The 21,621-nt window shown below is 70.9% G+C and carries 24 protein-coding genes and 1 tRNA gene; 19 read left to right on the forward strand and 6 right to left on the reverse strand.

The window, feature by feature from the left end; all coding sequences use genetic code 11:
• Positions 1 to 25 precede the first annotated feature (25 nt).
• The 6 genes from ACPCJR_RS05285 to ACPCJR_RS05310 all read left to right on the forward strand — a co-directional run bounded on the left by ACPCJR_RS05285 (position 26) and on the right by ACPCJR_RS05310 (position 4,692).
• Positions 26 to 388: a PilZ domain-containing protein gene (locus ACPCJR_RS05285; protein ID WP_391511629.1), complete on the forward strand. Its 363-nt coding sequence runs from the start codon at positions 26 to 28 to the stop codon at positions 386 to 388.
• 133 nt (positions 389 to 521) lie between these two features.
• The gene (locus ACPCJR_RS05290) at positions 522 to 674 is read left to right on the forward strand and encodes a hypothetical protein (RefSeq protein ID WP_181425594.1); all 153 of its coding nucleotides are present in this window, start codon (positions 522 to 524) and stop codon (positions 672 to 674) included.
• A gap of 397 nt (positions 675 to 1,071) precedes the next feature.
• Positions 1,072 to 1,329, forward strand: a complete 258-nt coding sequence (locus ACPCJR_RS05295; protein WP_391511628.1) for a hypothetical protein — start codon at positions 1,072 to 1,074, stop codon at positions 1,327 to 1,329.
• A 173-nt stretch (positions 1,330 to 1,502) separates the two neighbouring features.
• Positions 1,503 to 3,788, forward strand: a complete 2,286-nt coding sequence (locus ACPCJR_RS05300) for a xanthine dehydrogenase family protein molybdopterin-binding subunit (RefSeq protein ID WP_391511627.1) — start codon at positions 1,503 to 1,505, stop codon at positions 3,786 to 3,788.
• Between the two features lie 91 nt (positions 3,789 to 3,879).
• A complete protein-coding gene (locus ACPCJR_RS05305; protein ID WP_391511625.1) occupies positions 3,880 to 4,203 on the forward strand; it encodes a hypothetical protein in 324 nt (107 codons plus the stop codon).
• Positions 4,204 to 4,371: 168 nt separating this feature from the next.
• The gene (locus ACPCJR_RS05310) at positions 4,372 to 4,692 is read left to right on the forward strand and encodes a DMT family transporter (RefSeq protein ID WP_110353889.1); all 321 of its coding nucleotides are present in this window, start codon (positions 4,372 to 4,374) and stop codon (positions 4,690 to 4,692) included.
• 115 nt (positions 4,693 to 4,807) lie between these two features.
• Here the strand turns inward: ACPCJR_RS05310 and ACPCJR_RS05315 are convergent, their stop codons facing one another.
• Positions 4,808 to 5,848, reverse strand: a complete 1,041-nt coding sequence (locus ACPCJR_RS05315; protein WP_391516793.1) for a LysR family transcriptional regulator — start codon at positions 5,846 to 5,848, stop codon at positions 4,808 to 4,810.
• Between the two features lie 151 nt (positions 5,849 to 5,999).
• Between ACPCJR_RS05315 and ACPCJR_RS05320 the strand changes: the two genes are divergently transcribed.
• The 3 genes from ACPCJR_RS05320 to ACPCJR_RS05330 all read left to right on the forward strand — a co-directional run bounded on the left by ACPCJR_RS05320 (position 6,000) and on the right by ACPCJR_RS05330 (position 8,490).
• Positions 6,000 to 7,190, forward strand: a complete 1,191-nt coding sequence (locus tag ACPCJR_RS05320) for a GNAT family N-acetyltransferase (protein WP_391511623.1) — start codon at positions 6,000 to 6,002, stop codon at positions 7,188 to 7,190.
• A 118-nt stretch (positions 7,191 to 7,308) separates the two neighbouring features.
• A complete protein-coding gene (locus ACPCJR_RS05325; RefSeq protein ID WP_391511622.1) occupies positions 7,309 to 7,731 on the forward strand; it encodes a hypothetical protein in 423 nt (140 codons plus the stop codon).
• Between the two features lie 372 nt (positions 7,732 to 8,103).
• Positions 8,104 to 8,490 (forward strand): hypothetical protein, encoded by a 387-nt coding sequence (locus ACPCJR_RS05330; RefSeq protein ID WP_391511621.1) that lies wholly within the window; start codon positions 8,104 to 8,106, stop codon positions 8,488 to 8,490.
• 195 nt (positions 8,491 to 8,685) lie between these two features.
• On the opposite strand, the gene ACPCJR_RS05335 is transcribed toward ACPCJR_RS05330, so the two are convergent.
• Positions 8,686 to 8,761: transfer RNA gene (locus tag ACPCJR_RS05335), tRNA-Ile, on the reverse strand.
• 211 nt (positions 8,762 to 8,972) lie between these two features.
• Here ACPCJR_RS05335 and ACPCJR_RS05340 point away from each other — a divergent pair.
• Positions 8,973 to 9,278 carry a hypothetical protein gene (locus ACPCJR_RS05340; protein WP_391511620.1) on the forward strand — a complete coding sequence of 102 codons (306 nt, stop codon included), beginning with the start codon at positions 8,973 to 8,975 and terminating at the stop codon, positions 9,276 to 9,278.
• Between the two features lie 273 nt (positions 9,279 to 9,551).
• Complete coding sequence (locus ACPCJR_RS05345; RefSeq protein ID WP_391511619.1) at positions 9,552 to 10,253, forward strand: GntR family transcriptional regulator; 702 nt, start codon at positions 9,552 to 9,554, stop codon at positions 10,251 to 10,253.
• Between the two features lie 4 nt (positions 10,254 to 10,257).
• Here the strand turns inward: ACPCJR_RS05345 and ACPCJR_RS05350 are convergent, their stop codons facing one another.
• Positions 10,258 to 10,677 carry a nuclear transport factor 2 family protein gene (locus ACPCJR_RS05350; protein WP_110351860.1) on the reverse strand — a complete coding sequence of 140 codons (420 nt, stop codon included), beginning with the start codon at positions 10,675 to 10,677 and terminating at the stop codon, positions 10,258 to 10,260.
• Between the two features lie 206 nt (positions 10,678 to 10,883).
• Here ACPCJR_RS05350 and ACPCJR_RS05355 point away from each other — a divergent pair, with 206 nt between their 5' ends.
• The 8 genes from ACPCJR_RS05355 (at position 10,884) to ACPCJR_RS05390 (ending at position 20,155) form a co-directional block, all read left to right on the forward strand.
• Complete coding sequence (locus tag ACPCJR_RS05355; RefSeq protein WP_391511618.1) at positions 10,884 to 12,074, forward strand: ABC transporter substrate-binding protein; 1,191 nt, start codon at positions 10,884 to 10,886, stop codon at positions 12,072 to 12,074.
• A gap of 34 nt (positions 12,075 to 12,108) precedes the next feature.
• A complete protein-coding gene (locus ACPCJR_RS05360; RefSeq protein WP_391511617.1) occupies positions 12,109 to 12,978 on the forward strand; it encodes a branched-chain amino acid ABC transporter permease in 870 nt (289 codons plus the stop codon).
• Between the two features lie 2 nt (positions 12,979 to 12,980).
• On the forward strand, positions 12,981 to 15,464 hold the full coding sequence (locus ACPCJR_RS05365) for an ATP-binding cassette domain-containing protein (protein ID WP_391511616.1): 2,484 nt from the start codon (positions 12,981 to 12,983) through the stop codon (positions 15,462 to 15,464).
• Positions 15,465 to 15,506: 42 nt separating this feature from the next.
• Positions 15,507 to 16,400 (forward strand): polysaccharide deacetylase family protein, encoded by an 894-nt coding sequence (locus ACPCJR_RS05370; RefSeq protein ID WP_391511615.1) that lies wholly within the window; start codon positions 15,507 to 15,509, stop codon positions 16,398 to 16,400.
• A gap of 80 nt (positions 16,401 to 16,480) precedes the next feature.
• Complete coding sequence (gene ggt / locus ACPCJR_RS05375) at positions 16,481 to 18,190, forward strand: gamma-glutamyltransferase (protein WP_391511614.1); 1,710 nt, start codon at positions 16,481 to 16,483, stop codon at positions 18,188 to 18,190.
• A gap of 313 nt (positions 18,191 to 18,503) precedes the next feature.
• Entirely contained in the window at positions 18,504 to 18,941 is a 438-nt protein-coding gene (locus tag ACPCJR_RS05380) for a hypothetical protein (protein WP_391511613.1), read from the forward strand.
• A 164-nt stretch (positions 18,942 to 19,105) separates the two neighbouring features.
• On the forward strand, positions 19,106 to 19,315 hold the full coding sequence (locus tag ACPCJR_RS05385) for a hypothetical protein (RefSeq protein ID WP_391511612.1): 210 nt from the start codon (positions 19,106 to 19,108) through the stop codon (positions 19,313 to 19,315).
• 627 nt (positions 19,316 to 19,942) lie between these two features.
• Positions 19,943 to 20,155: a hypothetical protein gene (locus ACPCJR_RS05390; protein WP_110351870.1), complete on the forward strand. Its 213-nt coding sequence runs from the start codon at positions 19,943 to 19,945 to the stop codon at positions 20,153 to 20,155.
• A gap of 25 nt (positions 20,156 to 20,180) precedes the next feature.
• Here ACPCJR_RS05390 and ACPCJR_RS05395 read toward each other — a convergent pair whose 3' ends face one another.
• The 3 genes from ACPCJR_RS05395 to mntR form a co-directional block, all read right to left on the reverse strand.
• Entirely contained in the window at positions 20,181 to 20,384 is a 204-nt protein-coding gene (locus ACPCJR_RS05395) for a hypothetical protein (RefSeq protein ID WP_391511611.1), read from the reverse strand.
• 133 nt (positions 20,385 to 20,517) lie between these two features.
• Positions 20,518 to 20,826: a hypothetical protein gene (locus tag ACPCJR_RS05400; protein WP_331286757.1), complete on the reverse strand. Its 309-nt coding sequence runs from the start codon at positions 20,824 to 20,826 to the stop codon at positions 20,518 to 20,520.
• Between the two features lie 47 nt (positions 20,827 to 20,873).
• Positions 20,874 to 21,356 carry a manganese-binding transcriptional regulator MntR gene (gene mntR, locus ACPCJR_RS05405; RefSeq protein ID WP_391511610.1) on the reverse strand — a complete coding sequence of 161 codons (483 nt, stop codon included), beginning with the start codon at positions 21,354 to 21,356 and terminating at the stop codon, positions 20,874 to 20,876.
• Between the last annotated feature and the right edge of the window lie 265 nt (positions 21,357 to 21,621).

Below are 21,621 nucleotides of genomic sequence, written 5' to 3' on the forward strand. Positions count from 1 at the left end.
GCGTTGCTGTTCCTGGAGACGTGTGATGTCCGGCCGATCTTCGGACCGTTCGCGCCATAGCCGATTCACGCGCGCCGAAGCCCAGCCGGCGCAGTCCCTGTCCTTCGACGGGACGCACGACCGGCGCGCCCCCGGCCGTCGCGTCGCGACGATGAAGCTCGCGCGGGTGGTTCTGCCCTGCGGGAAGCGGATCGTGTGCGTCATCCGGGACGTCTCGGCGCAGGGCGCCAAGCTCAACATCTCCCGGCGCCATCCGCTGACCGAGGCGTTCCGGCTCGACATCGTGCGGACGAACAAGCGCTTCGTCGTCGAATGCGTCTGGCGGCGCGGCGACTATGCCGGCGTGCGCCTGATGCCGGTCGATATCGGCGACACGGTCTTCCGCTGAAGCATCGTCTTTTGCCGAAGGCCGGCTCCCGACGGCATCCCGGAGTCTCACTCATCTCCGCAGCGGAACAGCGGTCACGAGGCGCGGTTGCCCGAGACGGCGCCGCCGAAGGCCGCGGCCGATGGAGGAGAGCATGACGAAGATTATCACCGCCGCGCTTGCGCTGGCGCTCATGACGGGATCCGCACTGGCACAGTCCGGTGACAGCGGCGGCTCGGCCGGCAACCCGAGCAATGCGGGCGGCGGCAACACCAGTTCGGCCGGCTCCGGCGGATCGGGTCGGTAATCCGCGCCTGCCTCGGCCCCGCAGCGATCCGGATCGCTCGGGGCCTTCCCGTTCTCCGCCTTTGACGCGGTCGAGCTGACGCCGACCGCCCCCGCGCCCGCCCCGTCGAGCGCGCCGTCTCGCTTCCTCCGACGGACATGCCGGCCCCGGCCCCTCGGATCGCGGCGGCCGAGAGGAATCAGGGCGGTTCGTCCGCGCCCCGGCCGCCGGGATGAAAAGCGGCTTGCCAGACGTTTTATCAGCATATCAGCAGGGTGATGCGCGGTCATCCCAGATGCGTGCGCATGATCCCGGGCCATGCCGCAACACTTCGCAGGCATAGTCCGGAGCTTTGTTCTCAAACGACGCCGGAGGGCGGCAGACGATCCTGCCCTGATCCCGAGCCAGGAGGATGACGATGTTTGCAAGAGCAGTCTTGGCCGGATTGATCTTTCTGGGCGCGGCCTCTCCGGCGCAGACGACGACCCATCCGGCCCGGACGGGAACGGGAGGCGGGCCCGAGACGACCGTGACGGCCCCGCACACCGCGCCGACGGGCCAAGTCGTGCCCCGCCCGCACATGCTCAGCCCCCTGCCCGGAAGCACGGTCGAGGAGACGCGGGGACGGCGGGCGAAGGACAGCCATCTCATGAAGGGCATCTGCGTCGGCTGCTGAGCCGGACCGCCCGAGCCTCCTCTCCGTTCACGCCCCGCGCGGCGGGCGAGCGTCGTTTCGACGCCGGTGCGGAGACCGACGGGCCCGGCCGTCGTTGCCCTTCGATCGAGAGGCACTTCCCCCTGCCGGATCGGCTCGGCCGGGCGCGTCTCCGAGGCCGGGAGACGATCGCGATGGCAGAGGCCGACACGGCAACGAGCGGCATCCTCGGGCACCCCCATATCCGGGTCGAGGGGCGCGCCAAGGTGACGGGCGCGGCGCGCTACGCCTCCGACCGGCGCGAGGACGGCGCGCGCGCGAGCGACCGCGCCCACGCCGCCCTGGTCACCAGCCCCATCGCGCGCGGGCGCATCCGTGACTTCGACCTGCACGCGGCCCGCGCGGTGCCGGACCTCCTGGCGATCTTCACCTATCGCGACTTTGCCGGCGCGATCGCGCCGGTGGGCCACCTGATGGCGGGCGGCTACGCCAATTCCTCGCACCTGCCGCTCGGCTCGGACCGCATCGCCTATCAGGGCCAGATCGTGGCGCTCGTCGTGGCCCGCACCCAGGAGGCGGCGACCCGGGCCGCCGATCTGGTTCGCGCGACCTACGCGGCCGAGCCCGCTTCGGCGACCTTCGACGATCCGGGCGCCGAGACCGTGAGGCTCGCCGATCTCAAGGGCGATCACGAGGATATCGCGCGGGGCGATCCCGACGCAGCCTGGAGGGTCGCCGGAGCCCGGGTGGAGGCGCGCTACGAGACGCCGGTGCAGCATCACAACCCGATCGAGCTGTTCACCACCTGCTGCGCCTGGGACGGAGACCGCCTCACCGTGTACGAACCGAGCCGCTACATCGGCGCGGTCCAGCACGGGCTCGCGGCCCAGCTCGGCCTCGATCCGGCCCGGGTGCAGGTCGTCTCCGGGCCGATCGGTGGGCATTTCGGCTCGAAATTCGCCCTCTCGCAGCACACCGCCCTGGTCGCCCTCGCCGCCAAGCGCCTCGGGCGCCCGGTCTCGCTGGTGCCGACGCGGCGGCAATGCTTCACGATCGCCAATCACCGCCCGGAGACGCGCCACGACATCCGGCTGTCCGCCGACCGCGACGGGCGGTTCACGAGCCTCGTCCACGAGGCGGATGTCGTCACCTCGCGCTTCGATCCCTTCGCGATGGAGGGCGCCGACGTGACGGCGAGCCTCTATGCCTGCCCCGCGATCCGCACGGGCGAGCGCGCCGTGCGGGTCGACCGCAACACGCCCGGCCCGATGCGGGCGCCGCCGGAGGTGCCCTACCTGTTCGCCCTGGAGAGCGCGGTCGACGAGATGGCGTGCCGGCTCGGCCTCGATCCGATCGAACTGCGCCGCCGCAACGACACCGCCCAGGACCCGGTCTCGGGCAAGCCGTTCTCGAGCCGGCCGCTGATGGCCTGCTTCGATGCCGGCGCCGCCGCCTTCGGCTGGGAGCGGCGGGCGACCCCGCCCGGCACGATGCGACAGGGGGCGTGGCGGGTCGGGCTGGGCTGCGCCGCCTCGGTGCGGCCGGTGAAGATCGCCGCGGCGACGATGCGGCTGCGCCTGTCGGCGGACGGATCGGCGGAGGTGGGGTGCGCCCATCACGAGATCGGCAACGGCATCACGACGCTGCTGGCCATGGGGGCGGCCGAAGGGCTCGGCCTGTCCGTGGAGAGGGTGCGGGTGCGGCTCGGCGACACCGCCCTGCCGGCGGCCGGCCTCTCGGGCGGATCGAGCACCACGACGAGCCTGATGCACACGCTGGCGCTCGGCTGCGCGCAGCTGCGCGACCGGCTCGCACGCGCCGCCGTCGCCCCGGAACGCCCTCTCGCGGGCCGCGACCCGGCCGGGCTGCGCCTCGCCGGGGGCAGGCTCGTCGCGGCGGACGGCAGGGCGATGCCGCTCGCCGAGGCAGTCGCCCTCCTCGACCCGATGGGAGTGGAGACGGTCGCGGTGTTCACGCCCGCGGGGAGCGGAGACGCGGCGCTGAAGGCCCTGCGCGGCGGCCATATCGGCCTGAGCTCCGGGGGCGACAGGCTCACATGGGCCTTCGGTGCGCAATTCGCCGAGGTGCATGTTCACGGCGAGACCGGCGAGATCCGCGTGCCGCGCCTGACCGGCGCCTTCGCCGCGGGCCGCATCCTCAACCCGCTGACGGCCCGAAGCCAACTCGTCGGCGGGATGATCTGGGGCCTGGGATCGGCCCTGCTGGAGGAGACGGTCCTCGACGGCCCCACCTACCGCAACGCCGATCTCGCCGAGTATCTCGTGCCCACCGCCATGGATATCGACGCGGTCGAGGCGGTGCTGGTGCCGGACCCGGACGAGGCCGTGAACCCGCTCGGGCTGAAGGGGTTGGGCGAACTCGGCATCATCGGCGTCAACGCGGCGATCGCCAATGCCGTGCACCACGCCACCGGCCGCCGCATCCACAGGCTTCCGATCCGGATCGACGCCATGCTGTAGCGGACCCGACGGCTCGCCCCGTTCCGCACGTTGGGCGCGTCGCGCGCCGAGGCCCTGGGTTGGGGGTTCGGCGCATGGTAGAATGCTCGTCATGACGAACATCATCCGCCCGAATTTCGGCGGCCGCAGCCGAGAGGATGAGCCGGCCGCCCCCATCGCGGAGGCGGACGCGGTCGAACCGCTTCACGTCTACGGCACCGCGGCCGGCTACCTCGTGGCCCTGATGGAGGACGCGCGCGGGCCGGAAGGGCACGTTCTCAAGGTGGTGGTCGGCCCGGCCGGCCAGAACCTGTGCGAGGCCGTTGCCGTGATGCCGGCGACGGAGGCGGGCCGGGTCGATGCCGATGCGTCGGCCATAACCGTTCTGCGCGCCCTCGAGATCGTCGAGCAGGGCGAGGCGCCTGCGTCGGCGTGAGGCAGCCGCGCCGCCGCGCGTCACGAGACCCGCTGTCGACACGGATGCTGCGATGCACTATGCACCGCGCCCCACGGGTCGGGCCGCATCGCTTGGCCGACCTTGAGCGGCCTCTTTCGGGTTTCCGGCCGCCGCATCCCCTTCCGAGCCCGCATCATGAGAGGTCCGATGGCGTGGCTCATCCTGGGCGTGGCCGTGGCTACGGAGATCGTGTGGGCGCTGAGCCTGAAATGGGTCGCCGCGGGGCAAGGGTGGGCGGCTTCCCTCGTTCCGATCGTGCTGAGCTTCGTCAATATGGGCTTGTTGGCGCTGGCGATGCGCGGCCTGCCGGCCGGGACCGCCTACGCGGTCTGGACCGGCCTCGGGGCCGTCGGCGTGGTCGTCTTCGGGGCGATCCTGTTCGGCGAGAAGGTGAACGCGGTGCAGATGGGGTTCATGGCCCTCATCATCACGGGCGTGATCGGCACCAAGCTGTTCGCCCAGGCCTGACGCTCCGTCGTCCGTGACGAATGCTCCCGCCGCCCCGGTCCATCGGGGCGCGGGCCTTCCGTGACCGGCCTTGCGCAAGGCATTCCCAAACGCGAGGCCGGAGGGGCGCCTCGCGCTACCGCACGCTGCTTCTGAAGAGATCGCCCAGCGGCACGTAGTCCGTCATGGCGGGAAGATCTTTGGGGTGGATGTAGTGCTCGCCGAAGAACGGGTACTTCCGCAAGTCGAAGCAGGACCGGACCCAATCGATCGTGGTGCGGACGCGGGGGATGCGGTCGACATCCGGGTGATAGGTCAGCCAGACATCCAGCCTGAAGCAGAGGCCGCAATCGACCGGCACGAGGTTGGTGCCTAGGGTTCCCGTATAGGTCGGAAGCCAGCCGATGCCGGCGCCGTTGGCAACGGCGAGGATATGCGCACTCGTGACATTGGTCTTGATGGCGACGAAGGGCGCCCGCGCGAGATCCGGCAGGGTCTTTCCGTAGGTCGAGAGCGTCGAAGTCTGCTCCGCGACCTGAAACACCAGCGTATGATGTCCGATCTCCTCGGGAGTGGAGGGCAGCCCGTGCCGCTCGACATAGGATTGTGAGGCGAACGGCATCGTATGCAGGTAGCCGAGGCGCACGACCTTCAGGTCCGGCGCCTGCGGTCGCGTGAGCTGAACGGCGAGGTCCGCCTCCATCCGCAGCACGTCCGCGGAGGTCATCCCGCAGCTCAGATCGATGCGCAGGTAGGGATGGGCCTGCTGGAACTCGATGAGCCGGGGCATCAGCCAAGCCGAGCCGATCCCTTCCGTCACCGCGACCCGTACCTCGCCCTCGACGCCGCTTGAGAGGGAATCCCGGGCGCGCAGCACGTTGAAGGCCGCCGCCTCCATCTGCTTGGCCGCCGCGACGATGCGCTCCCCCTCCTCGGTGAGCTGGACGCCCATCACCCCGCGCGTGAGCAGGGACACCCCGAGCGTGGTCTCCAACTCGTCGATCCGCTTTCGCAGCGCGTTGAAGCCGATTCCCAGGCGGTGCGCGGCCGAGCGGAAGCTGCCCGTGCGCTGAAGCTCCAGAAACATCCAGAGCGAATGCCAGTCGGGCATCACCGTGTCCCGGTCGCCCGGCAGGTGCTCCGAATTCGTAACACCCTGTTCCGTGCTGGAGAGCATACCGATCACCCGCTGCATGCCATCTAGGGTCACATTCAAGGCCTCACGTAAAGTCCGGGTGCGACCAATGGCAGTCCGCAGCATGGAAAAATCATGTCTTCGCAGCGTGGTGCAGGATAATCGGACGTCGGATCGGCACTCCCTCGCGCACATGGAGGTGACCCGAATTTCACGCCATGTCGTCGCCTACACGCCGAGCATCGCCGAGGTCGAGCGGATGTTCGAGCGGGTGAGGCCGGAACTCGGTTCGCAGACGAGCCTCGACACCGTGCGCCGCATCATGTCGGCCAATCCCAACACGTTCCAGGCCTTCGCCCGGCGCGAATCCTTCGACTGGGCCGCGCCGCGGGCCGAGGGCTTCATCGCCTGGCTTCCGCTCTCGGAGACCGGGCGGACCGCCCTGCTGACCGGCCTGTTCGACGGTGCCAATCCGGCCAGCGAACACCTCGCGGCGCAGCACGAGAAACCCGCCGCCATCTATGTCTGGGCCATCTACGCGCCCGGCCGGCTCGCGGGCGGCATCGCCCTCGCGTTCGACCGGATGTCGACGCCGCTGAACCGCGATGCCGATCTCTACGCCTGGGGACCGACGGCGGCGGGCCGGCGCCTCATCGCTTCGCTGGGCTTCGTGCCGATCGAATCGCAGGAGGGCGGCGGTCGCTTCGGCCTCAGCATCTTCCGCAGGGGCGCGCCCTCGACGCTGGCCGCCGTCGAACCGGCGCCCCTCTACGATTCCTATCCGAACGCCACGTCGACGTTTTCGGTCACGGTCGTGCGCTCCGCCGACGATCTCGCGCGGGTCATGTCCGTGCGCAGCGCCGCGTTCGTCGGCGAGCAGGCCTGCCCCTACGAGGAGGAGTTCGACGGGAACGACTTCTCCTCGACGCACCTGCTCGGCTTCGTGAACAACGAACCCGCGGCCTCGATCCGGGTCCGCTGCTTTGCCAACTTCGCCAAGGCGGAGCGGCTGGCGGTGCGGCCGGAGTTCCGCCGGTCCCGGCTCGCCTTCGTGATCGTGAAGGCGGCGCACGAACTCTGCCGGGTCAAGGGATACCGCCGGATCTACGGTCACGCCCAGAAGGACCTCGTCGACTTCTGGTCCCGTGCCGGCGGACGCCCGTTCCCCGGTGCGCGCGAGTTCACCTTCTCGGACCACAGCTACGTCGAGATGATGTCCGAGGTGCCGCCGCATCCCGACGCCATCACGATCGGCACCGACCCCTACACGATCATCCGCCCGGAAGGCCGCTGGCACGCGCCGGGCGTGCTGGAGCGCTCCGCCTCCCGCGCCGTCACCCTCCACGCGGCCGATCCCGCCCTGCGCAAGCAGCGCCGCGCTTAGATCGCCACCCGACGCGTCCGGTCACGGATGGCCGCGCCCCGGCTGCGCCGTGGCCGCGGGCGTGTCGTGAACGACGCTTCGACCCTTCACCACTCCGTGAGACGGGCCCGCATCCACGATGACCGATCGACTCGTATCCCAGACCGAACTCTATTTTCGGACGCATATCCACACCGTCCTGCCCCTGCACGCGGCCCTCGTCGAGGCGATGTGCCGGGCGCCGCGCGTGCCCCAGGAACTGGCGACGGTGCTGGAGGATATCGGCCAGGGCTATTGCCGCCTCGCGGACGACCTCAACGCCGAGTTGATCCGGCGCGGCGAATTGGCGGTGGCGTCGCAGGCCGAGGATGAGGGCGCCGAAACGCGAATCGATGCCTTCGTCGAGCGCTTGATCGCGGGCCTCGGTCATATCGAGTTCGCGGACGGCCGGCGCCTCAGCGCGCGTCACGCGTTCGAGGCGCACGACGTGGCGGGCGACGCCCTCCGGACGGTGCTGCTGTTGGCACGCAAGGACCAGCTCGCGTCGGACACCGTGCCTTAGCGGGGACGGGCCGCCACACAGCCAAAAGCCCAGGACATCGCCGCGGCATGGTCCAAGTCCGTCGCACCGCGGGCGATGCGGCCAAGGCGCGGTTCCAGTGTTGCGGGCACTGCCCTGCGCACCGGCGTTCGGCGCATCCTGGGCGATGAAGCCGCGAAGACGCCCCACGCGACATCACCTGTCTGCGTGGCTCCCCGAGCGCAACGACGGTTCCCGCAAGACGCACGGGACATCGACGCGGTGACGCGCGCGGGTGGCTCGCCATGGACCCACGCTTACGACGCCGGTGCAGCCCTTTTCACCTGCGAGCGGCAAGCCTGAGGTAACCCGAGCCCCCTATGCCGACCGGCCCATCCTCAGCCGGCAGCCATGATGCTCCTTCCCGAACGCGCGTCCGATCCCCTTCCGCCCGAGGCCGCCGCGTGGCGCAACGCCTTCGGCGCCCTCCGTCCGACCTCGCCGCCCTGCCGCTACGTCAGCGCCGGGACCTGGGCCAACATTCACGAGAGCTGCGTCGACTTCATCGAGCGCTTCGGTGCCGAGGCCGTGGGTCTGGGCTGGACCGCGCCGCAGCTCTTCGGCGTGCACCCCAAGCACGGAACGTTGCGGGTGGATTGGTGCGGCGTGATGATGATCGGCGGTCGCAAGGCGCTCGCAGTCGAGGCCGACCGGATCCTGTTCGGCAACCTGACGGGCTACCGCAACCTGCCGGGGGTGCCGGTCGGCACGCCGGTCTGGGAGTTCGCCGCGCAGCGATAGGCCGAGACGATCCGCTCTCGCCGCACGGCGCGGCAAGAGCTTTCCGGGAGACTCCGGCCTCCGGGCAGATCAGGACGCGCCCCACGCCTGCCCCGTGATGCGAGATGCGCGCGTAGCGCACCTTCGCCGAGACCGCGTTAGGTTTGAACAAACCGCGACGCAGACCGTCTCTTCGAGGTAAGCGACTGATATTTCTGGTGGGCCCGGCAGGACTCGAACCTGCAACCAGACCGTTATGAGCGGTCGGCTCTAACCATTGAGCTACAGGCCCTAACCGTTTCCGATCAGGTACTTAGACTTAATATCGGGCTTCAGCAACGGATTGCTCTACAGAAATCCCCACAGAAACCTCGCCTGTGAGTAGCCGGGGAGGGGGCGTCCGGCAAGAGCCGCGGCGCAGGCTGGCGGTGCGGACGACATGGAGGCCACCATCGGCGGGCCGATGCGTTATCGGGCTGCCGATCTCGTCTGGAGCCATCCCCGTGCCTGTCCGTGCCGCCCTGCTTCTGCTGGCTCTCTCCACGACCGCTCAGGCGGCTCCCTTCGACAACCTGAAGGCCGACCTCGCCTCCTGCCTCCGCTTCGAGAGGGAAGGGAGCAGGGCGCAGCGGCCGGCGGGGGGCGCGGCCACTTACGCGCTTCGGCGCTGTGCCGACGAGGTCGAACGGCTCGATCGGGCCGACGGTCGCCGTCTGCGGGGCGATCAGGGACTCAGCCCCTCGACCTGGTCCGTGCTCCGAAGCGTCTTCGGTGCCGGCCGCGGCGGCCAGCGCAGACAGTTGATGTAGAACAGCCGGCCGTTCCGCGCGGCAGGCCGCACGCCGCGTCCTCCGATGCCCATCGGCGGACGATCCTGCCTCGTCGCGCCGGCCCCCGCGACGGCGGGGCGGCCGGCTGTCCGACGCGCCGGCCCCTGCCGGCCAACGAAGCACGATCCCTCCCGACGTCACGCGATCGGGGCGGCCGAGGCGCCGCGGCGCCATTCGTGCATCGGGCACGAACCGGCCTGCCGGTTCGGCGGCGAGCGGTCTCGCCTTGCAACAGGATGATGCGCGTCAGCGATGAGACAGGGTGAGACGAGCCTCTCGACGGACCGCGTCGGCGCGATCTGCCGATCCCTGCGGCGGGCCATCGTCGAGCGGGCACTGACCCCGGGCGACCGGTTGCCGGAGGATGCGCTCGGCGAGCGCTTCGGCGTCAGCCGCACGATCGCACGTCAGGCGCTCGGCCAGCTCGCGGGCGAGGGGCTGGTGGAACTGCGCCGCAACCGCATCGCCGTCGTGGCGAGCCCGAGCTGGGAGGAGGCGCGCGATACCTTCGACGTGCGCATCGGGCTCGAACGCCTCGTCGTCCAGCGCCTCGCCGGGCGGCTGAGCGCCGAGCAGCGGGCCGCGCTCGAAGCGCATATCGCGGGTGAGGAGCGGGCGAGCGGCGGGCCCGAGGCCGCCTCGATCCGGCTTGCCACCGAATTCCACCTGCTGCTGGCCGAGATGACCGGCAGCCCCGTGCTCGGCCGCTACGTGGCCGAACTCGGCTACCGCTGCGCCCTGATCCTCTCGCTCTACAGCCGGCCGCACTCGGCCGATTGCGCCGTGAGCGAGCATCGCGAGATCGTGGCGGCCCTCGTCTCGGGCGATGCCGCGCGGGCGGTCGCCCTGATGGATCACCACCTCGATGCCGTGGCCGAGCGGGCCCGCATCGTCGACGAGCCCCGGCGCGAGCGCGACCTGCTCCGCCTGCTCGCCCCCTACGTCGAGGGCTGAGGGGTCAGGAGGCGGCGCCCTGCCGTTCGAGCAGCCGCTCGGCGCTGTCGTTCCACACCTCCATCGAGACGATCAGGCCGTCCCGCACGGTGAAGCGGTCGACGTAGCGATTGCCCTCGAACGGCGTCCCGTCCGGCCAGGCGCCGTAGAGCGTGCCGAGGCTGTAGACCGTGGTGAGGCCGTCGCCCGGCACCACGTCGAGCCGCTCCATCCGCTTCTTCACCCAGGCGTAGCGCCCGGCATTGAAGGCCGTGACCTCGCGCGGATGGTGGAACACCCGGGCACCGGTGAAGACGATCGCGATGCCGGGCGCCATGTAGCGCGCCGCCGTCTCCGGATCGGGCACCATGGAGGCTTCGAGATAGGCGGTCACCGCCGCCGCATCGCGCGCGGCGGCCTCGGCTGCGTTCGGGCTCACGCTCATCGGTCCACCACTCTCCGCGTCCTGCGGGCCAACATGGCGGAGGCGACGCTGCCCTGCATGCAGAAAGTGTATGCACTTTGGCGCGATATTGTGCACACTCCTTTGACGAGCCGCGACCGCAGCGGAAAACGCGTGTTCGATCAGGGTTTTGCCAGTTGGCATAGGCGTTGCGGTAGTTGGTCGACCACAGCCGAGACCGGATCGCCATGCCCCGCCGCCGCCCCGCCGCCCGCTCGTTCACACGGCGCATTGCCCTCGGCCTGTTGCTGGCAGGTTTCGCAAGCCTGAACCCGGTCCAGGCCGCCGAGCCGGTGCGGATCGGCCTCGTCACGGCCCTCAGCGGCCAGTCGGCCAAGTCGGGCGAGGCGATCTCCCGCGGGATCGGGCTGGCGATCGACGAGATCAACCGGGCGGGCGGCGTGCTCGGGCGCCCGCTCGAACTGGTCGCCCGCGACGACGAGGCCAACCCGTCCAAGGGGGTGCTGGCCGCCCGCGAGCTGATCCAGCGGGCCGGCGTCGTCGCGCTGATCGGCGGGCTCGACACGCCGGTCTCGATGGCGATCGTGCCCATCGCCAACCAGATGAAGGTGCCCTTCGTCGGCCCCTGGGCGGCGGGCACCGGCATCACCCGCAACGGCGCGGCCGACAACTACGTGTTCCGGGTCTCCGCGGTCGACGCGCTCGTGGACGAGGCGCTCGTCACCTACGCGGTGAAGACCTACGGCGCCAAGACGCCCGGCGCGATCCTCGTCAACAACGCCTGGGGCGAGTCGAACCAGCAGGGGCTGGTCGCGGCGCTGAAGGCTGCGGGCCTGCCCAGCGCCGGCATCGAGAAATACGAGGCCAACGACATCGACATGGTCCCGCAGCTCTCCCGGCTGCGCGAGGCGGGGGCCGACGCGCTGTTCCTCGTCGGCAATGTCGGCCCCTCCGCCCAGGTCGTAAAGTCCCTCGCCCGGATGGGCTGGGACGTGCCGGTCATCTCCCACTGGGGCCCGGCGGGCGGGCGCTTCGACGAACTCGCGGGCCCCGGCGCGGCGCGGGTGCATTTCGTCCAGACCTTCACCTTCGCGGGCAACGACAGCCCGAAGGCGAAGGCGGTGCTCGATGCCCTCAAGGCGAAGTACCCGGCGATCAAGTCCATGGCCGACGTCACGCCCGCCGTCGGCATCGCCAACGCCTACGACGCCACGCACCTGATCGCGCTCGCGATTCAGGCGGCCGGCGTCACCGAGGGGCCGAAGGTTCGCGACGGCTTCTACAAGGTTCCGGCCTATTCCGGCCTGATCAAGACCTACGAGGCGCCCTTCGCACCGGGCCAGCACGACGCCCTGAAGCCGGACGACTACATCTTCGCCAGCTTCCGGAACGGCGAGATCGTCGCGGTGGCAAAGTGATCGGCTTCAGGAGCCCGCGCACGGGGAGGCATCCATGCTGACCAGCACCCTCGTCAGCGGGCTCGGCCTCGGCAGCATGTACGGGCTGGTGGCGCTGGGCTTCCACATCACCTTCGCGGTCTCCGGCACCGTGAACTTCGCGCAAGGAAGCGCCGTCACCCTCGGGGCGGTGCTGGGCTACGCCTTCGGGGTTCAGCTCGGCTGGCCGATGCCGCTGGCCGCCGCCGCGGCTCTGGCCGGCTGCGCGCTGCTCGGGCTCGCCGTCGAGCGCCTGCTGGTGCGCCCCTTCGTGACCCGCGGCTCCGATGCCTGGCTGCTCGCGACGGTCGCCGGCGGCATCATCCTCGACAACGTCCTGCTGTTCACCTTCGGCAAGGAGCCGCGCAGCCTGCCCTCCGCGCTGGTCGCGGAGCCCGTCCAGGTTCTGGGCGCGGGCGTCTACCCGCTCCAGCTCGTGATCCCCGTGATCGGCATCGCGGCGGCCATCGCGATCCGCGCCGTGTTCCGCGGGACGGAACTCGGCCGGGTGCTGCTGGCGGTGGCGCAGAACGCCGAGGCCGCGCGGCTGATGGGCATCGACGTCGCCCGTACCGTGGCCTGCGCCTTCGCGCTCTCGGCCGTGCTCGCGGGCGCGGCGGGGCTGCTGATCGCGCCGCTCTTCTCCGTCTCGGCCGAGATGGGCGCCCTGTTCGGCATCAAGGCCTTCGCGGTGGCGATCCTGGGCGGGATCGGCTCGGCCACCGGCGTGGTGCTGGCGGGGCTCCTCTACGGCCTCGTGGAGGCCGGCGTCACCGCGACGCTGGGCTCCGGCGCGACCCAGATCGTCGTCTTCTCGGTCATCATCCTCGCGCTGGCCCTGCGTCCGAACGGACTCCTCGGCCGCGCCGCCGTCAACAAGGTCTGACCATGCGCTCGCCTCTCCGGGCGCCGGCCGCGATGCCGCTCGCCATCCTGGCCCTGACGCTCGCGGGCCTCGGCCTCGTCGGGCTGACGGGCGGCTACAGCCACTTCGTCATCGCCCTGGTGGCCCTGACGGTGCTGGCCGGGACCGGGCTCAACGTCCTGCTCGGGCTCGCGGGCCTGATCTCCTTCGGCCATGCCGGGTTCTACGCGCTGGGCGCCTATGCGAGCGCGATCCTGACGCTGAAGGGGGTGAGCTTCTGGCTGGCGCTTCCCGCCGCCGCCGGGCTCTCCGCCCTCGTCGGCGCCGCGCTCGCCGTGCCGGCGATGCGGGTGCGCGGGCCCTACCTCGCTATGGTGACGATCGCCTTCGGCTTCCTCGTCGAGCACGCGCTGATCGAGGGTGGGGAGCTGACCGGCGGGCAGAACGGCCTCGTGGTCGCGGCCGGCCCGACCCTGTTCGGCCTGCCCGTCGGGGAACGCGACCTTGCGATCCTCGCCGTGACGGCAGCGGGCCTCAGCCTCTACGGCTTCCACCGGCTCCGCCATGCCCGCCTGGGCCAGGCTCTGCGCGCGGTGCGCGACGCGGATGTGGCCGCCGCCTCGCTCGGCTTCGACCCGGTCCGGGCGAAGACCGCGGCCTTCGCGATCTCGGCGGCGCTGACCGGGCTCGCGGGCGCGGTGCTGCCGCCGCTGATGCTGTTCATCGCGCCGAGTTCCTTCCCGTTCACGCAGTCGATCCTGTTCGTGCTCGCGGTGGTGGTCGGCGGCGCCGGGACCGTGCTCGGGCCTCTGTTCGGCGCGCTGGTGACGGTGCTGCTGCCCGAGGCGCTGGCGGGGCTGGCCGAGTACCGGCTGCTGTTCTTCGGCGTGACCACCCTCGTGGTGCTCTGGCTCGTGCCGGCGGGCATCGTCGGCAGCCTCGCCCGTCTGCTGCCGCGGGGCGGCGAGGCGCGCTCGGGGGCGGGATCGGAAGCGCCGGACTTCCTGCACCGGGCCGAGGGCGAGCCGCTCGCCGTCGAAGGGCTCGGAATCGCCTTCGGCGGGATCCGGGCGGCGGACGGCGTCGCCTTCGCGGCGCGGCCCGGGGCGATCACCAGCGTGATCGGACCGAACGGGGCCGGCAAGACCACCGTCCTCAACATGATCTCGGGCTTCTACCGGCCGAGCGCCGGCACGATCCGCCTCGGGGAACGTGAGCTGGCGGGAAGGCCGGCCCACCTCATCGCCCGCGCCGGCATCGCCCGCACCTACCAGACGACGCGGCTGTTCGGCTCGCTCAGCGTCATCGAGAACGTCACCCTCGCCCGCGCGCCCGGGCGTCTGCTGCGCCGGACGCAGGCGCGGGACCGCCAAGACGCGGCGGCCCTGCTGGCCTTCGTCGGCTATGCCGGCGCGCTCGACCGTCCGGCCTCCGAACTGCCCCATGTCGACCGGCGTCTGGTCGAGATCGCCCGCGCGCTCGCCGGGTCCCCGCTCGTGCTGCTCCTCGACGAGCCGGCCGCCGGCCTCGCCCGGGCCGAGACCGACCGCCTCGGCGCGCTGCTGCGCCGGATCGCGGCCTGCGGCATCGCGGTGATCCTCGTCGAGCACGACATGCCGCTGGTCATGGGCGTGTCGGACCACATCCTCGTCATGGATGCGGGCCGCCCGATCGCCCGCGGCACGCCGGCCGAGGTGCGCCGCGACCCCGCCGTGCTGCGGGCCTATCTCGGGGCCGCCGAGACGCCGGCCCGGCCGCGGGCCGCGCCCTGGAGCGGTCCGGCCGACGCGGTGCTGGCCGCCCACGGCCTGAAGGCGGGCTACGGCGCCGCGCCCGTCCTCGACGGCGTCTCGCTCGCGGTGCGGCCGGGCGAGACGGTGGCGCTGCTCGGTGCCAACGGGGCCGGCAAATCGACGGTGATGCGGGCGCTCTCCGGCCTCCTGCGCCCGGTCGAGGGCTCGGTGGTGCTGGCCGATACTCCGATCGCCGCCCTGTCGGCGCACAGGATCGCGCGGCTGGGCCTCGCCCTGGTGCCGGAAGGCCGGCAGGTCTTTCCTGAACTGACCGTCGTCGAGAACATCCGCCTCGGCGCGTGGAGTCGTTCCGGGAGCCGCGGCGGACGGGTCGATCCGGCCGAGGTCGAGGCTCTGCTCGACCGCTTCCCGCGGCTGCGCGAGCGGGCCGGCAGCCGCGCCGGCCTGCTCTCGGGCGGGGAGCAGCAGATGCTGGCCATCGCCCGGGGGATGATGGCGCGCCCGCGCATCCTCCTGCTCGACGAACCCTCCCTCGGCCTCGCGCCCGCGATCATCAACAGCCTCTACGCCACCGTCGCCGAGTTGCGCGATCAGGGCATCACCATTCTGATCGTCGATCAGATGGCCGCTCTGGCGCTGACCGTGGCGGACCGGGGCTACGTGCTGGAGCAGGGGCGCGTCGCCGCGTCCGGCACCGCGGCGGAGCTGAAGGCGGACGCGGCGCTCGAAGCGGCCTATCTCGGGGCGGCGTGAGGCGCCGCGTTTCCCTCCAACGACAGGATCGAGACCTTTCCCGTGACGACATCGGAGCCGAAACCCGCCGGCCATGGCCGCTACGCCTATTCCGCCCTACCCGAACGCCCGGTCTACGACTGGCCGGGGGGAAAGCGCCTCGCGGTCTACCTCGCGCTCAATCTCGAGACCTTCGCGTTCGGGGACGGCTTGGGCGCCGAGCTGGCGCCGGGCGGGCCGCAGCCGGACGTGCTGAACTTCGCCTGGCGCGACTGGGGCAACCGGGTCGGCGCCTGGCGCATCCGCGACATGCTCGACAGTCTCGGCTTGCCGGCCAGCATCCTCGTCAACAGCCGGATCTACCGGGATTGCCCGGGGCTGGTCGAAGCCTTCCGCGCGCGGGGCGACGAGATCGTCGGGCACGGGCGCAGCAATGCCGAGCGGCAGGGCACGCTCCCGGAGGCGGAGGAGCGCGCCCTCATCGACGAGGCGACCGCGATCCTGACGCGGGAGGAGGGGCGGGCGCCCGCCGGCTGGCTCGGGCCCTGGATCTCGCAGTCGCGGGCGACGCCGGACCTGCTGGCCGAGGCGGGCTACCGCTACTTGCTCGACTGGTGCCACGACGACCAGCCGACCTGGTTCGCAACCCGCGACGGCGGGCGCATCCTCTCGGTGCCCTATCCGCAGGAGCTGAACGACATCCCGGCCATCGTCGCCCGCAAGGAGACCGGGCGGCAATTCGCCGAGGCGATCGTCGACGCCTTCGACGAGATGCTGGAGCAGTCGCGCAGCGCGCCCCTGGTGATGGGGATTGCGCTCCACCCCTACATCGTCGGCCAGCCGCACCGGCTGCGCCCCCTGCGGCAGGCGCTCGAACACATCGCCCGGCACCGCGACGGGATCTGGATCACCACGGCGGGCGCGATCGCGGCGCATGCCGCCGAGCTGACGGAGTAGCGGCCCCGTGCAGTCCTCCTCACACCTCTGCGGGCCACGATGCGTCACGTGGCCCGCGCCGAAGTCCCGGTGACGCCGTCATGAAGCGCGGCGAACACCATCGACGGCCCGCGTCGCAGGTTTCGCGGCGCGTGCTTCTCCTGACCTCCGCGGCTGCCTTGGGTGCGACGACCGTGCCGAACCATCTCTTCGCCGAAGCGAGCGCCGCCCGCGGCGCCCTCGCCCGATCCAGCCAGGGCATGGTGACGAGCCCGCACGAACTCGCCAGCGAGGCGGGCCGGGAGGTGCTTCGGGCGGGGGGCAACGCCATCGAGGCGGTGATCGCCGTCAACGCCACCCTCTGCGTGACCTATCCGCATTTCTGCGGCCTGGGCGGCGACGCGTTCATGATCATCAGCGACGCCAAGGGCAACGGCGTCACGCTGTCCGGCATCGGTCAGGCGGCCGCGAAGCTGCCGCAGGACGGTCGGGCGATCCCGGTCCGCGGGCCCGGATCGGCGATCACCGCGGCGGCGGCCGTCGATACCTGGGACCAGGCCTTCGAATTCAGCCGACGGCGCTGGGGCGGGCGGCAATCCTGGAAGGATCTGTTCAAGCACGCCGTCGGGCATGCCGCGGAGGGCTTTCCCCTGACACCGTCGCAGCGGTTCTGGGCGAACTTCCGCGCCAACGAGATCGGCCAATGGCCCGATGTCGTGCGCGTGTTCACCGCGGATGGCCGCATCCCGGACGTGGGCGAGACCTTTCGCCAGCCCGATCTCGCCCGCACGCTCAGTCTTCTGGCGGAGAACGGCGCGCGCGATTTCTACGAGGGTGACCTCGCCGAGCGGATCGCGCGCGGGCTGCAGCAGGCGGGTTCGCCCCTGACCGCGGCGGATCTGGCCCGCACGCGCGCGCGGAACGAAACCGCGCTCCGCGTGCCCTACCGCGGAGGAGAGTTGATCAGCCTGCGCCCCCCGACGCAGGGCGTCACCACCCTCGAGATCATGGGCATTCTCGACCGCTTCGACCTCGGAAGCGTCCCCGAGGGCAGCGCCGACTACTACCACCTCCTCGTCGAGGCGGTGAAGCGAGCCTTCGTCGACCGCAACCGCTACGTCGCCGATCCCGATTTCGTCGACGTACCCGTGAACAGGCTGTTGTCGGAATCGCATCTCGACGCGCAGGCCCGCGCCATCGACCGCCGGGGGGCGGCGCCCTGGCCGCAGGTCTTCAAGACCGGCGACACCGTCTTCGTCGGGGCGGTCGACCGCTGGGGCAACTGCGTCAGCCTCTTGCAGACGATCTACTTCGACTGGGGAAGCGGCGTCGTCGCCGGGGATACGGGCATCCTCTGGCATAATCGCGGGGCGGCCTTCAGCGTCGATGCGGGGAGCATCAACCTGCTGCGCCCCGGCAAGCGCCCGTTCCACACGCTTAATCCCGGAATGTACCTCAGGGACGGCCGTCCAAAGCTGCTCTACGGCACGCAGGGCGCGGACGGGCAGCCGCAGACCCTGTCGGCCGTGCTGACGCGGCTGATCGATTACCGGATGGACCCGCTCACGGCTCTCGCACGGCCGCGCTTTCTCCTGGGCAAGACCTTCTCGGACAGCCGCGACAGCCTGAAGCTCGAACTCGATGCGGGCCAGGATGTGTTCGCGGAACTCAAGGCCCGGGGGCATGAGATCAGCCCCATCCCCGCACAAAGCCCGCTGGCCGGCCATCCGGGTGCGATCCGCATCGAGGATGACGGCAGCTTCGTCGGGGCTCACGACCCTCGCAGCGACGGCTTGGCCCTCGGCCTCTGATATCGTCTCCGTTTGATCGCCTCGGCCTTCGCCCCTCTCCGTCATAGCGAGGCGGAGCCGAAGCGACCCAGAGCGCGATCTGTCCGGACAATGCGGAGCCTTGGATCGCTTACAGCTTCGCCTCGCAAGGACGAGGGAAGAGATCGAAGCGATCAAACGGAAACCGGATGACGCCGCCCGGAAGCCCTTTGTCGACCGGGGGATTGCCAAGGCCGGCGATCTCGAGCGGTGCGACACCGAGCGCGGCCCGCCCCTGTCCGACACGCCCGCGCCGCCGTAGCCCGGGAAGTCGAGATCAAGTGACGCAGTCCCGATGGTCAATCTCAGGCTGCGTCTCAGCGAGACAAAACTTGAGATCGCTCAGGCTGCGTACTTCTCGATTGGTACAGAGCAAGCATTCTGTGCGCTACCGCACACCAGCCAAGAAGAGGGTCGATCAAACACGGGCGCGCCCATCGACGGGCGTGAAGCGGGAGAAGGGACCGTGCATCAGGTCGTCGGGTTCCTGGCCGTGGGTGCAGCGGGCGCGGCATTGCTGCACGCCTGGGATCTGCCGCGGATCGTCAGCTCGGGCTTTCTGCTGGTGAGCCTGCTCGTCGCGGCCCTGATCGGCTCGACGCAGGCGCTCGATCGAGAGGCGCCCAGCCAGCCGCTGCACGCCGGCCCGGCCTCACGGATGCCGGCGACCGAAGGGCGGATCGCTCCGATGCGCCGGCCGAATCCCCGCACCGACACGGCCGTCGCCTGGTAGCGCAGGAGGACGGCACCGGCCCGGGCGGAGCGTCCGTCGCGGGCCGGCGTGGAAGCGACCGTTCGGAAAGCGACCGGGCCAGCGCGAACCTGCTCGGAACATGGGTAGAGAGAGCGCGTTCTCTGGGCACTTTCCGAATATTCGTCTGCCGATAGGGCAACTCAATGCGCGACCTCAGCAAGTCGAACGGCCGTGCCTTCCCGTCCAGCTGGAAGCGAAGCGGCCGCACTGCCTCCTCGATCGGTCATGCCGGACTGGCGAAACTGTCTCCGATGCCGATGGACGGCCGAGCCCTGACGGATCAACAGCCGGCCTCCAGCAAACGCGTGTCGCCAGCGAGCGATTTCGAGGGTTTCGGCAGCTTCTCCAGCTGAGCCCAAAGCCGTCCCGCGCAGAGCGTCTGCCGCCTCATCTCACGGGGCGCCTGCCGACGATCGCGCGGCAGACCTTTCGAGCCGTTCAAGCAAGAGAAACCCGCGGAAGCGGTCGATCGGGGTCGCGGCTGACCCGGCCCTTTTCGCGTGCCGAACCGGGCCGTCGGTTCGGCCGCAGCACCTCATCCGCGCCTCAGGGCTTCGGATTCCCGTCCTCCGGTTTCCCAGTAGGGGGGCTCTTTGAGGGAGTGGGCGAGGGATTATCCTCCTGCCGGACCGTGGCCCCGGGCGTTCCCTTGCCGGGATGGCCCGTTGCCTCGTCGATATTGCCGAGCCCACCGCCCTCACGCGTCCGGGCGGCTTCCGTACCCGGCTTCTCCGGCTTCCTCATGGTACTCTCCCGAGCGAGGGACGCGGGCCTCACCAACCTGCAACAAAATTCATGACAGAGAAGCCGACGGCGCAGTATAGGGCATTATGATGCAGAGACGCGGGTTCGCTCGCAATCGCGACGCAACCCTCTGTACACCTTCATGCTTTCCGCCCGTGAAACGTGCAATCGCGGGCCGCACCCTCGCGATATCCTGCCGCTTCGCCTATGCTGGAGGGCCCGAACAGGAGAACGACATGCGTTATACCGTTCATTGGACCGCGCCGTCGGGCGCCTCCGCAGAGCCGCACGCCCTGGGCGTGAGGGCGGCCGAGCGAGCCATGACCTTCGCGAGCATGGGCGCGTCGGACGTCTACGTCGAGACACCTGACGGCCGCGTGTTCCGGGCACCCGCGCAGATGGCCGCCCTGATCGAGCACGCCCAGACGGCGGACGCCGCCCGGGGCTGAGAGCCCGCGGCTCGGGCCGGCCGGATCACGAGCCGACGAGCTGCCACTCGAACACGAGTTGGCGCAGCCGCGTCTGGGCGGCCCTGCGGGCCTCTTCGAAGGTGGCGTAGCTGGTCGGTCCGTAGCGCCGCGGCGCTCCCTTCTCGAGCACCGAGCAGACGAAGCGCCCCGGCATCCGCCAGCAGGGCCTGACGTCGATGGAGTAGGGATGATCGCCGCGGTCCGCCATGGCGGCACCGTGCCACGGCCCTGCCCGGCGACCAAGGCGGCCGGCGCGCGCCGCACTCACATTTCCTTGTGGCGCCTGTCCCCGACCGCAGGTCCCTGCGGCGCACGCCTCCTCGCGGAGCGGCGGGCGGCCCTCAGGCTTCGTCCTGGTCCTGCGCCGGCCGCAGCGAGCGCTCCAGGGTCTCCAGTACCGTGCCCGCGAGCGCCGCGTCCGGATCGTCGCGGAACAGCACGTCGCGCAGCATGGCGAGATAGCCTTCGAGGCGCTCGTCGTAATGATCGGAATCGATCGAGCGCAGCACGCTGGCCAGGAAGCCCACCGCCATCTGGTGGGCCACCTGCTTGGCGCCGAGGTCGGCGAGGCCCTCGGCGAGGTTCGTCACCGCCGCGTCGTGCCGGGCGCTGACGGCCGCGAGCGCGGCGAGCTGCTGGTTCAGGTCCATCGGGTCGGGTCCTCGGAACGCATCCGGACGATCGGGCTGCGAGACGGTCAGGATTCGAGGCGGGCATCGGCGAAGCGGCGGAACGCCTCCAGCGTCTCGGCGCTGACATGGTGCTCGATGCCCTCGGCGTCGCGCCGCGCCGTTTCCAGGCTGACGCCCAGGGCGCACAGGAAGCGCTCGACGATGCGGTGGCGCTCCCGCGACTGCTCGGCCAGGGCCTGCCCGGCGGCGGTGAGGAAGACCCCGCGATAGGGCCGCTGCTGCACGAGGCCGTCCTCGGCGAGCCGCTTGAGCATCTTGGCGACCGTCGGCTGGGCGACGCCGAGGCGGGCGGCGATGTCGACCTGCCGCGCCTCGCCGCCATCGCCGATCAGGTCGGCGATCAGCTCGACGTAATCCTCCACGAGTTCCAGGCGGCGCGCCTCGCGGGCCTGACGGAAGCTCTCGACATGCACCTCCGCATCGACGAGCGGCGCGTCCGCCCCCGGCCGCGCCGGCTCCTGCCTCGACTCTGGCGTCGCGTCCTGCATGGCGGCGGCGGACTCCTCCGTTTTCGGGCGCGAACCGTCCGCTCGCGCCGCGCGCTTCCGTTCAACGTTTCTCATGAACGCCCGCATCGCTCCTGCGGCCGTGCCCCGGGGGCACATCGCGCGGACCGTTCCCGCCCCCGTGTCTAACCCATGCGGGCCGCGGGCGGGAACCCGCAAGGCAGGCCCCGGCCCGAACCTTCGACGTCCCCAAGCTTCGACTCTCCCAAGCTTCGACGGCCCCAACCTTCGAGCGGCCCTTGATCTC

The organism is Methylobacterium sp. NPDC097929, from assembly GCF_049543375.1.
Taxonomy (GTDB): Bacteria; Pseudomonadota; Alphaproteobacteria; order Rhizobiales; family Beijerinckiaceae; genus Methylobacterium.